Below are 11,718 nucleotides of genomic sequence, written 5' to 3'. Positions count from 1 at the left end.
CTCAGCGCAGTGGTTGATTGGCAGATTTGTTCGTGTTTTACACTCCAAATCTGACCTAATCAACTGTGCGGGGGGTGGGAAGACGAACTCTTTTTTAGACTAGTCGAGTTCTTTCCCACTCCCAGGAAGTGTTTCTCTTTTTGACAAAGTCCGTAGCCCGAGTTCATTTCAGAATAAACTCGATGCCATTTCCTTTCATAAGTGATAGTTAGGCGGATTCAATTTAACGAAACAGTTAAACTGAACAATTATTTTAAGATTATCTCGATGCATCTTCCATCATTTCGATGTAGTCAATTGCGACCACCAAGGAAATGACCAAATCTGCATAGGAGTCCTCCAATACAGTAACGGAGTAATGAGAAGTTAAATGAAAGAGTTCTTTGGAGATTTCAGCTACTAGCTGACCATCAGGTTTTTTCAAGCGAAAATCCAAATCCCAGATATTTCCGTCTAGGATTAAACCTAGATTTTCCACAGTATAGCGATCCTTGAAAAAAGTAAATTCCTTTTGCAAGTAGAAAGAATGACCGTCTGCCATATCAATGGTAAACTGGGGCAGGAAGGTCAAAAACTTCTTAGTAATCTGACAAACTTCCCCACCTCTGGAATTGGACACAATAAATCGTTTTGGAATTTCGAGAAAAGATCCCTCCACTTGATAAGCAAGATTCCCAAAACTATCACGAATATCAAATTTTTCACCACCAAAGGTAAAGTGTTGTTTCACTTGAAATTGCTTCATGATATCGTCATTTAGTTTTTCTTTTATTACTTCGTTAACTCGCCTTGCCTAACTCTAGTTATGCCTGCGGCTCGTTGCCTAGTACTAAAAGTAAACTAAAAGACTATAACCTCCAAAAAAATAACAAGAAACCAAACGAAGGGCGAAAAACCGCGGTACCACCTTCATTCAATGACTTGTCATTCTCATTTCATAACCTATATTCAATTGTTCTATTAAGTAGCAAGATACTTGGCTTAGATGGCTCGCAACAACCGCCAATTTTCTGAACTAAGTAATCAAGTATCTATTCTTAATAAGTAAAGCGTCAATTATTGACCTGAAGAACTAGAAGATTCTGTTGTAGAAGAAGAACTTTCCGTTGATGAAGAACTGCTTTCTTCTGTTGTCACATATTGTGAAAGAAGATTTTGGAAAGCACTGTCTTTAACCTTAACGTTTGCTTTTTGGAGCGCTTCTTTCAGCACAGTCGCAACAAATGTTGAATCACTTTGCTTTTGCGCCAAAATAATCTCTTTCAACTTATCTTTATAGTCTTCCCAGTTGGCAGATTTTTCTGACTTCGCTTCTAATTTTACAACATAGTAGCTAGTTGTATAAGTTGTCATATCTACTACTGAAATAACGGATGCCCCTACTTGGCCTGCATCCAAAGCAAAGACCGCGTTTTGAACTTCTGTAGGAACAGTTGTTGAAGTTGAATCGAATTGTACTTCGCCTCCATTGTCTTTTGTCGCAGTATCCGTAGAATTGTCTTTCGCCAATTGAGCAAAATCTGCACCTTCAGCTTGTGCTGCCGCTAAAACTTCATTTGCCTTAGCTTCGTCTGTCAATTTGATGACACGTGCTGTTACTTCTGGGGTATAGGCATCATAAGCTACCTTGTAGTTCTCATCAGTCAATTCCTTTTCAGCAGCCTGTTTTACAGCATACTCAACTAATTTATTAGTACGGATTTGTTCTTTGTAAGTTTCTTGAGTCAAGCCAGCTGAAGAAAGAGCTGTTGCAAATGAATCACCATATTGCTCTGCCATTTTGTTATAAGCCTCGTCGACTTCTTTTGCAGTCACTTTGTCACCATACTGCTCTTCAAATACATTACTAATAATCATTGACAATAGAACTTGTTGAGCTTGAGAGTTTGTTTTTACCTTCTCATAAAACTCAGACACAGTAATCGTGTTGCCTTTCATCGTAATGATATCTTTATCAGCTGCACTGGAACAAGCAGCGAGTGTTACCGCAGCAAAGAGTGTTACTGCTCCCGCGAGAATTTTTTTAGTTTGCTTCATTTAAAGACTCTCTCCTTTTTTTCGTTAACCCTTTCATTATAACACAAAAGCTTAAAAACTTCTTAAATTTCTGTATGTTTTAAGTCAACATTTTCCCTATTTTTTCTCAACATAAGGAGACCGTCACTCATGGAAACAAGACTAGCAGTCACATCTGGATTATCCAAAGTCGCATCGAATAAACGTTGCAATCCTTTGTAAATAGTGCGCTGCCCTCTTCTGACATCCTTGATGTCCTTGGCAACATCTCCTCCTTGGAAGATGTCATCCAAAATGATTAAACCGCCTACTTTGACCTTTTTCAAGACTTCTGGTAAAAATACAATATATTTTGATTTAGCAGAATCCATGAAAACAAAATCATATGTGTTATCTGGTAAAGTCGGAAGAATATCCATGGCTTCCCCTTCCAGCAATTCAATCTGCTGGCGCTGATCATATTTGGCAAAGTTTTCCTTTGCAAAGCCAATCATTTCTTCATTACGATCAATGGTCGTAATATGAGATTCTGGACTATTTTCGGCCATTAAGAGGGCTGAAAAACCAATGGCCGTTCCGATTTCTAATATTTTTTTAGGTTGCAACACTTGCATTAACAAGCGAAAATAGGCTACCGTTTCATGAGGGATGACTGGAATATTTTCTTGACGAGCAAACTCTTCCAGTTCTTTCAAAAAACCTGTATTTTGCGCCTGACGTGTTCGCATAAAATCCACAATTTCTTCCTTGACAACAGGACGGCGCATATTGTGGTTTGCGTTTTTACTATATGATTCGACCATAGAATCCATTATATCATAAGCCGACAAGATTTTCTTCCTCAACACACTAAAAGGCAGGTTTCCCCACCTTTTCTTTACATATTTTTAGCGTAATCAATTCGATACCCTAAATTTCCAGCTAGTTCTTGAAGTCGAACAAAAGTCGCTTGCTTACTGAAAAAGAGATAGTAACTATCCGTGTCCATATCTACTGTCCCTAGACAAAAGTTTTCATCAAGATATTTGCTATCAACGACTCTTGCCCATTCTGAAATAGAGGCAGCTGGATTTAATCCATCTGAATCCAATTTGAGAGAAATCCCTGCATTGCGGACTTGATGAAGACGGTCAAAAAAGTAGATAAAATCTTCAAGATTATCCTTATAATCACGCACACAAATATAATTAAAATGCTCTAGTAATTTTATCAAGATTAACCACAGATTTTCCTTTTCAGACTCCCCAACACGGTCCAAGAAATCATCGAATGAATCTGGTTCTAGGATGCGTTCGATAGAGTCTAGAATCTGATTCGGATCACTAGCAAAAACCACATCTCTAAGTTGGAGAAATAGCTCCCTGTCACCATTTGACATGAGGTCCGCCAGTTCAAAAATGTCCTGTAGCTGTTCTTCCGTTAACATAGTACCTCCATTATGAATTTGAAAAATCCCATCTTATATGCGGTGCTACTTGCTCTACAAAATGGTAAATATCATTAAAATCTGCACCATCAAGCTTATTCAAATTGACGACTGCAAGTAGTTCTCCCTTATTTCCTACAATTCGCAAACGTTTCGATTGATAGCCACGATAGACAGGAGAAACAAGGTAGCGAATCTCCGCAATCTCTTCTAACGAATAGCGCTGGCGTTCACTCCAAAAGTGTTCTTGAAATTCTAGGTACTGTTTTGTCAAGATAAAAACAGCCTTTTGCTTTCTCAATATATATAAATAAACCAGCAAAGGTTGTAAAAATATCAAATAGACGACACTTCCCATAGATGGCTCAGGTCTGGTCAAACCACCAAGACCGATTAAGATTAAAACAAGACTAATCACACTGTGAATGACAATCGAACGTTTATAGGAAATCATATTAGAGGTGCACACCTTTCTCAACGAGAGCTTCTAATTCTTCCAAACGAGCTTCAAATACCTTGAAGGCATCGTTGAGGTAATCTTCCTTGGTCATGTCTACACCTGCTTTTGCAATGACATTGAGGGAATAATCTGAGCTACCAGCCGTCAAGTAGTTGAGATAGTTTTCTTTATCCTCTGGGCTGCCATTAACAATCTTGTTTGCCAGAGCGGATGCTGCCGCAAAACCTGTCGCATACTGATAGACATAGAAATTGTAATAGAAGTGTGGAATGCGAGCCCACTCAAACTGGATTTCTGGGTTTTCTTCTGCCGAAAGACCGTAGTATTTCTCATTTGTCTGACCGTACAATTCATTGAGGAAATCAGCCGTCAAGACTTGACCTTCCTGGTCTGCCTTGTAGATTGCTTGCTCAAACTCGGCAAATTGGGTCTGGCGGAAGACTGTACCACGGAAACCATCTAGGTAATGATTAAGAATAGCAAAGCGTTCCTTGTCATCTTCTACTTCTGCCAAGAGTTTTTCTGTCAAAAGATTTTCATTGGTTGTTGAAGCAATTTCTGCCAAGAAAAGTGAATAATGACCATAGACATACGGCTGCGTCTTACGAGTCAACATAGAGTGAAGAGAATGCCCCGTTTCATGGATAAGGGTGTACATGTTATCCAAGTTATCCTGCCAGTTGAGAAGCATGAAGGCGTTGGTGTCGTAGGCACCTCCTGAATATGCTCCTGAACGTTTTCCTTCATTAACATGAACATCAATCCAGCGGTTTTCGAAGGCTTCTTTTACAATAGCCACATAATCCTCACCGAAAATTTCCAAGGTTTCTTGGCATTTCTTGAGTGCATCTTCATAAGAAATCTTGGTACTGAAATCTGACAATGGTGTGTACATATCGTACATCTTCAAATCATCAATACCCAGGAGTTTCTTACGCAAATTGATATAACGGTGCAAGAGCGGAAGGTGCTTGTTGACTGCCGCCACTAATGTATCGTAAACGGATTCTGGAATGAAATTAGCTGCAAGTGATGCGTGACGGGCTGAATCGTACTTACGCAAACGAGCTTTCAGGTTATTGACCTTGACATTAGACTGCAAAGTCTTAGCGTAGGTATGCTGGAACTGCTCATAGGTACCGTACATAGCTTCGTATGCTTCTTGACGGACATCACGGTTTTTAGACTCCATAAAGTGAATGTAGTTTCCGTGTGAAAGTGGCACCAAGTGACCGTCTTCATCTGCGATTTCTGGGAAACGCAGACTGGCATTGTCCAAGACTGAGAAGGTTTCAGCAGGTGATTCGAAAATCTCGCTGGTCGCTGCAAGGACTTCTTCTACTTCTTGTGACAAGACATGGTCCTTAGCTGCCAGAAGCTTTTCAAATTGGTGGCTGTACTGAACAAGAGCAGGCTCTTCTGCCTTAAAGGCCTCCAACTGCTCATCAGTAATGGCCATAAATTCAGGCTCATAGAAGGCAAATGCTTGTGAGAAGGCAGAGTAAAGCCCCATAGCCTTAGCTTGAAATTCCTGGTATTTTCCTTCACGCGTGTCTTGGTCGTTTTTCATAGACGCATAAACATAGAGTTTTTCAATGCGACGCATGAGACCGAGTTGCGTTTCGCTGATTTCCAAAAGGCTTTTAGCTGAGTCGAGCAAATGCCCTGCAAATTCTTTTGTTTTTTCAGTTTCAGCTTGTAAATCTACAAGTTCTGCCTCCCAGGCATCATCGGTTGGGAAAACAGTGGTCAAGTCCCACTGGTATTTTTCTTCAATTTCATGACGTTGTTTAGACATAATAAATCCTCCGTATCCTTTATTCTAACATAAAAAATCCCCTCTTTCCAACGGAAAGTGAGGGCTTTCATAACAGTTGTTATAATAAAATTATATCCTGCAAAATACACTATTAAAAATGTTATTCTTGTTTCAAAGGAACAACTGCTAAAGTTTTTCCTAGGATAGCCAATACCTTCAAGACTGTGTCCAATTGTGGATTAGTTTTACCTGTTTATTTTTCCCTCCAATAAACTGCTGGTGGATAAACCGCTTGTATCCGCTTGTCCTTGACACCCGCATAATAGTGGTCAATGGCCTGATAGACGGGACTTAAATCTTTTGGTATTTGGGCAAAGCCAATAGCAGAGCGGGGCAGTTGGATTTGGGGATACCAGTCTAATGCTGCCTTAGTCAGTAGATTTTCTCCACGTCCATAAGCCTCTGCTTGCAGGGCGAGCCATTTGGGAGATTTGTAATAAAGCTGTTGAGCAATGTAACGAGGCAAATCCTCATCCATTGGACACGTCATGCTAGATAGGGTTTGCTTGGAAAAAGGGAAACGTAATATGTCCAGTAAGTTTCCCTGACCAAAGGGAAAGACTTTCGTAAGACAGTGTACCTTACCTCGCAAATCTTCATGAATGAGGTAGCGAAGTCGTAATTCCTTCTTCTCGTCATCTAGTTCCCAAAGATGAAAGCCCATATTCATGCTAAAGGAGAGAAACTGCTTGTGCAAATTGGTCAGTCGTTCCTTGAGCCACAAATCCTTGCCAAGCAACCAGACAACCTGATAACCTGATTCACGATAGGTTTGTGTCCGAACTTGCAAACGAGAAATAGGTAGACTGGAACATTGGACTTCCAAGGCTAGACTATTATTGACCAATAAATCAGCGACCTGGCCAATCTTTGGCAAGCATTTTTCAAGTTCAACTTGTTCATTTTTAGCCAACCAGTTATAGAGACTGGACTTAAGTGACAGGTGCTGGGCTGACTCATTCTCGGAAAAGTAGCTACAATCCCGTAGGGTTACGTGGGCAAAATGCGAACGCAGAACTTTGCCGGATTTGTATCGTACAGGACCTCTACAACCTGGACAGGAATAGCGACCTTGCGGCGCAGGATTTTCCAAGACATTAAAAACTTGCCCATCTTCATCAAGTGCAACTAACATAAAACCTCCTTTCTTTATTAGTTCGCAAAAAAACACCCAGATTCACTGAGTGTTTGAACTTTCTTACCCAATCTGACTGCCGTTTGGCACAGATGGATCTACTGTTAAGAGTGTTAAGTTGCCGTCGTGTTCGGCTGAGAGGATCATGCCCTGGCTGAGCAAGCCCATCATCTTACGTGGCTTGAGGTTGGCAACGATTTGGACTTTCTTGCCGACCAACTCCTGCTCATTTGGATAGTACTTGGCGATACCCGACAGGATTTGGCGGTCCTGACCGTCACCTGCGTCCAGACGGAACTTGAGCAGCTTGTCAGAGCCCTCCACCTTGGCCACTTCCTTGACTTCGGCCACGCGGATTTCCACCTTGTCGAAGTCCTCGAACTTGATCGCAGCTTTCTCGTTTTTCAGCTCCACGTCAGCCGGGTCCCACTCTTTTTCTTCCTCTTGGGAAATAGCAGAGCCACCACCCATTTGGGATTGGATATAGGCGATTTCCTCTTCCATATCAAGACGTGGGAAGATAGGTGTACCTTTTGCGACCACTGTCAAACCAGCTGGAAGACCTGCAAAGTCAAGGCTTTCAAGGTCAAATGCTGTTCCCAAACCAAGCTGTTCCATAATGGCATTAGATGTCGCCATCATAAATGGCTGAATGAGGTGCGCCACCACACGAAGACCTGCTGTCAAGTGAGCCATAACCGCTGCCAACTTGTCACGATCTGCTTCTTCTTTTGCCAAGACCCACGGTGCTGTTTCATCGATGTACTTGTTGGTACGGGAGATGATATTCCATACAGCTTCTAGAGCGCGTGGATAGTCAACAGCTTCCATATACTTGTGGTAGCTTGCCAAGTTGTCAGCTACTACTGCCGCCAAGTCCGCATCAAAATCAGTCACATTGGCAACAAAGGTTGGTACCTGACCGTCGAAATACTTGTTAATCATCGCAACTGTACGGTTGAGCAAGTTTCCAAGGTCGTTGGCCAGTTCGTAGTTGATACGACCAACATAGTCTTCTGGTGTAAAGGTACCGTCAGATCCGACTGGCAGACTACGCATGAGGTAGTAACGAAGCGGATCCAGGCCGAAACGCTCGACCAACATTTCTGGGTAGACCACATTGCCCTTAGACTTGGACATCTTACCGTCTTTCATGACAAACCAGCCATGAGCAACCAAGCGGTCTGGCAGCTTCATATCCAACATCATGAGCATGATTGGCCAGTAAATGGAGTGGAAGCGAAGAATGTCCTTCCCAACCATGTGGTAAACTGTTCCATTCCAGAACTTGTCGTAGTTAGCTGTCTCTTCCTGACCATAACCCAAGGCCGTCGCGTAGTTGAGTAGGGCATCAATCCATACGTAAACAACGTGTTTAGGATTGGACGGAACAGGTACTCCCCAGGTAAATGAGGTACGAGATACTGCCAAATCTTCCAAGCCTGGCTCGATGAAGTTTTTCATGATTTCATTGAGGCGGCCGTCTGGCTGGATAAAGTCTGGGTGAGTATTGAAGAACTCAACCAATTTATCCTGATACTTGCTGAGGCGGAGGAAGTAGGATTCTTCTGATACCCAGGCAACCTCGTGACCGCTCGGAGCGATACCACCTGTTACCTTGCCGTTTTCATCTCGGAAGACCTCTGCTAATTGGCTCTCGGTGAAGAATTCCTCGTCCGATACGGAGTACCAACCAGAATACTCTCCCAAGTAAATGTCGTCCTGCGCCAGCAATTTTTCAAAAACAGCCGCCACCACTTCTTCGTGGTAATCATCGGTCGTGCGGATGAACTTGTCGTAAGAGATGTCCAGCAAGTTCCAGAGCTCCTTAACGCCAACCGCCATGCCGTCAACGTAGGCTTGCGGTGTCAAACCAGCCTCTTTAGCCTTCTCCTCAATCTTTTGTCCGTGCTCATCAAGCCCTGTTAGATAGTAGACTTCATGCCCCATAAGGCGTTTGTAACGAGCCAATACATCGCAGGCAATGGTCGTGTAGGCTGAACCGATATGAAGTTTTCCAGAAGGATAATAAATCGGTGTGGTGATATAAAACGGTGTTTTTGTCATGTTTTTTTCCTTTCAAATTCAGAGCAAATGAAACCCTGTTATTGACAACATCCTATTTTATCATATTTTCAGCTAAATCACAAAGAGGTTCTAAATACAAGTCTTCCTTCACATGCTATACATATGATATGATACAAGCCGAGTAGAAAGCTAATACTCAATGAAAATCAAAAGTAGCCTAGGAAACGAAGCCGAAGATAGAACTGGAGTTCATCAAGGCAAGTTGACAACGGATAATTTTGATTTTCGAAGAGTATAAGGTCTATCTTCTCTATAAAAGAATAGTTTCAGTCTTATCTATTGACGAATAGCGAAAAACCGGAACCAGTTTGGAACTGTTTCCGGTGTTCTTATACGATATGGAGTTGTTCAAATACATTTCCCAAATCAGCTATCATTTCTCGATGAAAATCTAAATAATAGGTTTTCTGGTCAGAATCTGGTAATTTTTCAATATCAGCTAAGATTGCTTGATAACGATGGAGAATTTTCTTACCAGCTTCTTTATCTATCTCATTAATTTTACCAATACCTGCTGCTATTTCATCCAAACTGTCATATTTTGCAAGTACGCCCTCTGTCCACTCACGCTTGTCTTTGTTAAGTGTAACTATCTTTTTTGTCAACCAGTCTTCATAACTTTCCTCTTCTGTCACTAATGACTGGCTCGCAGTAGACTTAGGCACTTGGGCAATTCTGCTTGAACAAAGGTAATTCCGATAGAACCAGACTGCAAATAGGAGGGCTAGAATAATATTAACAGGGAAGATAAAACTAAGTGCAAAGAGTACGGTCAGCCACAAAATCAGTTTTATATTCCTAGCTTCTTTTTCAGCTCTGCTATTCCTCGCTTCCCAATCATCCAGTATAGTTTGGACTTGGGCAGTATAGGTTTCAACCAATTTTGCCAGTCGTAACTTTTTCTCTGGATCATTTTCCAGTTCCATTGCCAGATAGACTTGGTTGGCACGAGCCTTGGATGCCTCATAGGTCTGGACAGTCGCCAAATATTCCGCATTGTCCTTCATCTGATTCAGCAAGCGGTCCGTTTGCCCTTTGATAAAAGTCCGATCTCTTGATGTTAATTTACGGTAAGGAATTGATTCGCTCCCTAAAAATTAGTCACATACTATAATATCCTGATTGCTATGGAAGACGGTCGTCAGATATACATTTTCTTCCTACCCTCTCACCCTTCTCTCCATCTCCTCCATATCATAGTCAAATAGGAGATCATGGCAGTCTGTAAAGAGCTCCAAACGTTTGTCATTATCTAAAACAGCAATATCAACTCCCCGATCATCGTAGCAATGATAGATGATATTGTCCTGACTAGATAGGAAGAGAACAGAACTTGATAGATAGTTGAAACCACCGTGATCAGCTCTCACAATCTCCCTCAACAAAGCGTTCAGGTCTTGGTCGGTAACTGGGAAAAGATAGCGCTCAAAGACTAGCACATCTCCCGTCCAGTCCTCCACTTCTATCAACTCAGGCTCAGGAACCTTGTCGAAGTTAAATTTCGATGAAAAATGCCAGAGGTAGGTGTCTATGTCCCTATCTTCCTGTCGAAGGAGCGAAAGGAGCATATAGTCGTATTCTGAACTAGCCTGCTCAAAAAGTTCTACTGCACGTGCATAGGCTCTTTCAAGATAGATTGCTCTTGGTAATTCTTCTGCTTCGTCTGCAGGTCCGATTTCAAATCTAAGAGCAAGAGGTGTGCCATAGAAGAATGGGCCCACTAGTCGATTATCTTTCAGCTGGAAGGACTTCAGCCATTGATTCAATTCCATATACTATTCTCCTTATATAGCTTTGTACTATTCTACCATATACTAGGAAATTAGGTCTAGTCTTCTTTGGAAAAATATGGTAGAATAGCGAACTAGTAAAGTATCTAGCAAAAGGAGGTCCTATGAAAACCGAATTTAGCAATGAGAAGGCTCGATCAGCTTTCAATCTCAACATCATCACCTCTCCTATTGTAGCTATTATTTTGTTGTTAGTAGGAGATTCACTTGGAGCAGTTATTTTCACTCCAATAAGCTTTTTACTCCCATTTAGCGAGACCCTTTCTGTAAGTTTTGAACTGTTCGCTTTCGCTTTTATCAGCCTGATGGTCATTTCATGGGCACGGTATATTGAAAAAAGCCCGTGGGCAGGACTTGGTTTTACCAAAAAAGGGGCGGGAAAAGATTTTCTACTAGGTTGGGGAATCGGAGCTGCAATGCTGACCACTTGTACACTCATCATGTGGGGATTAGGCGCGATTGAATTTACAAGCATCCAGTTCTCTACAAAATTAGTCGGAGAATTTATTATCCTTATCCTTGCCTGGTCTATCCAAGGTACGACAGAAGAAATTCTAACAAGAGGATGGATGTTCTCATCACTTTCAGCTAAACACAATATTCCTATTGGTATCATTGTTTCTTCCCTCTTCTTCACATTTCTCCACCTCGGAAACAATGCTATTTCACTCATTCCAATTTTGGATTTAACCCTATTTGCCGTTCTTGCCTGCCTCATTATGCTCAAAACAGGAAACATTTGGGTGATCAGTGGCTTACACGCTGCGTGGAACTGTTTCCAAGGGAATGTTTTTGCTTTCCCAGTCAGCGGCACCGATGCTGGTCAGGCCTTTGTTCAAATCGGTATCACTGGTCCTGAGTGGCTATCTGGTGGAAAGTTTGGTGTAGAAGGATCCGTCATCAGCTTGCTTGTCCAAGGAATAATGATTTCCTGGTTGGTTTACGACCTCTATTTCAAGCCCAAAACAAGCTCCCTATAATCAT

11 protein-coding genes and 1 pseudogene are annotated in these 11,718 nt (G+C 41.8%); 1 reads left to right on the top strand and 11 read right to left on the bottom strand.

Annotation, left to right across the window (positions count from 1 at the left end):
• Positions 1–259 precede the first annotated feature (259 nt).
• From SST62_RS0105390 to SST62_RS0105345, 11 genes and pseudogenes are all read right to left on the bottom strand, one after another.
• The gene (locus tag SST62_RS0105390; RefSeq protein WP_029186588.1) at positions 260–745 is read right to left on the bottom strand and encodes an LURP-one-related/scramblase family protein; all 486 of its coding nucleotides are present in this window, start codon (positions 743–745) and stop codon (positions 260–262) included.
• 311 nt (positions 746–1,056) lie between these two features.
• A complete protein-coding gene (prsA, locus tag SST62_RS0105385; RefSeq protein WP_029186587.1) occupies positions 1,057–2,037 on the bottom strand; it encodes a peptidylprolyl isomerase PrsA in 981 nt (326 codons plus the stop codon).
• A 62-nt stretch (positions 2,038–2,099) separates the two neighbouring features.
• Entirely contained in the window at positions 2,100–2,819 is a 720-nt protein-coding gene (locus SST62_RS0105380; protein ID WP_050571892.1) for an O-methyltransferase, read from the bottom strand.
• Positions 2,820–2,893: 74 nt separating this feature from the next.
• Complete coding sequence (locus SST62_RS0105375; RefSeq protein ID WP_029186585.1) at positions 2,894–3,442, bottom strand: DUF6630 family protein; 549 nt, start codon at positions 3,440–3,442, stop codon at positions 2,894–2,896.
• Positions 3,443–3,452: 10 nt separating this feature from the next.
• Positions 3,453–3,896 (bottom strand): hypothetical protein, encoded by a 444-nt coding sequence (locus SST62_RS0105370; protein ID WP_029186584.1) that lies wholly within the window; start codon positions 3,894–3,896, stop codon positions 3,453–3,455.
• A 1-nt stretch (position 3,897) separates the two neighbouring features.
• Positions 3,898–5,700 (bottom strand): oligoendopeptidase F, encoded by a 1,803-nt coding sequence (gene pepF, locus SST62_RS0105365; RefSeq protein WP_029186583.1) that lies wholly within the window; start codon positions 5,698–5,700, stop codon positions 3,898–3,900.
• Between the two features lie 121 nt (positions 5,701–5,821).
• Positions 5,822–5,914, bottom strand: a pseudogene (locus SST62_RS1000000112885) (transcriptional regulator); the annotation flags it as partial.
• Positions 5,915–6,856, bottom strand: coding sequence for a competence protein CoiA (locus tag SST62_RS0105360; protein WP_029186582.1), 942 nt, complete (start codon positions 6,854–6,856; stop codon positions 5,915–5,917).
• A 63-nt stretch (positions 6,857–6,919) separates the two neighbouring features.
• Positions 6,920–8,923, bottom strand: coding sequence for a methionine--tRNA ligase (metG, locus tag SST62_RS0105355; RefSeq protein ID WP_029186581.1), 2,004 nt, complete (start codon positions 8,921–8,923; stop codon positions 6,920–6,922).
• Positions 8,924–9,273: 350 nt separating this feature from the next.
• On the bottom strand, positions 9,274–9,951 hold the full coding sequence (locus SST62_RS0105350) for a hypothetical protein (RefSeq protein ID WP_228376845.1): 678 nt from the start codon (positions 9,949–9,951) through the stop codon (positions 9,274–9,276).
• Positions 9,952–10,104: 153 nt separating this feature from the next.
• A complete protein-coding gene (locus tag SST62_RS0105345; protein ID WP_029186579.1) occupies positions 10,105–10,716 on the bottom strand; it encodes a DUF3885 domain-containing protein in 612 nt (203 codons plus the stop codon).
• Positions 10,717–10,838: 122 nt separating this feature from the next.
• Here SST62_RS0105345 and SST62_RS0105340 point away from each other — a divergent pair, with 122 nt between their 5' ends.
• On the top strand, positions 10,839–11,714 hold the full coding sequence (locus tag SST62_RS0105340) for a CPBP family intramembrane glutamic endopeptidase (protein ID WP_029186578.1): 876 nt from the start codon (positions 10,839–10,841) through the stop codon (positions 11,712–11,714).
• The last annotated feature ends 4 nt before the right edge of the window (positions 11,715–11,718 follow it).

This window comes from Streptococcus suis YS56, from assembly GCF_000440115.1.
GTDB lineage: Bacteria > Bacillota > Bacilli > Lactobacillales > Streptococcaceae > Streptococcus > Streptococcus suis_L.
The sequence above is the reverse complement of the archived record's forward strand: the minus strand, read 5'-3'. Positions and strand labels throughout refer to the sequence as shown.

What these genes read in the sequence shown, in the direction of transcription:
- SST62_RS0105390 (WP_029186588.1), bottom strand. Translation starts at nt 745, where the DNA reads ATGAAGCAATTTCAAGTGAAACAACACTTTACCTTTGGTGGTGAAAAA.
- prsA (WP_029186587.1), bottom strand. Translation starts at nt 2,037, where the DNA reads ATGAAGCAAACTAAAAAAATTCTCGCGGGAGCAGTAACACTCTTTGCT.
- SST62_RS0105380 (WP_050571892.1), bottom strand. Translation starts at nt 2,819, where the DNA reads ATGGTCGAATCATATAGTAAAAACGCAAACCACAATATGCGCCGTCCT.
- SST62_RS0105375 (WP_029186585.1), bottom strand. Translation starts at nt 3,442, where the DNA reads ATGTTAACGGAAGAACAGCTACAGGACATTTTTGAACTGGCGGACCTC.
- SST62_RS0105370 (WP_029186584.1), bottom strand. Translation starts at nt 3,896, where the DNA reads ATGATTTCCTATAAACGTTCGATTGTCATTCACAGTGTGATTAGTCTT.
- pepF (WP_029186583.1), bottom strand. Translation starts at nt 5,700, where the DNA reads ATGTCTAAACAACGTCATGAAATTGAAGAAAAATACCAGTGGGACTTG.
- SST62_RS0105360 (WP_029186582.1), bottom strand. Translation starts at nt 6,856, where the DNA reads ATGTTAGTTGCACTTGATGAAGATGGGCAAGTTTTTAATGTCTTGGAA.
- metG (WP_029186581.1), bottom strand. Translation starts at nt 8,923, where the DNA reads ATGACAAAAACACCGTTTTATATCACCACACCGATTTATTATCCTTCT.
- SST62_RS0105350 (WP_228376845.1), bottom strand. Translation starts at nt 9,951, where the DNA reads ATGAAGGACAATGCGGAATATTTGGCGACTGTCCAGACCTATGAGGCA.
- SST62_RS0105345 (WP_029186579.1), bottom strand. Translation starts at nt 10,716, where the DNA reads ATGGAATTGAATCAATGGCTGAAGTCCTTCCAGCTGAAAGATAATCGA.
- SST62_RS0105340 (WP_029186578.1), top strand. Translation starts at nt 10,839, where the DNA reads ATGAAAACCGAATTTAGCAATGAGAAGGCTCGATCAGCTTTCAATCTC.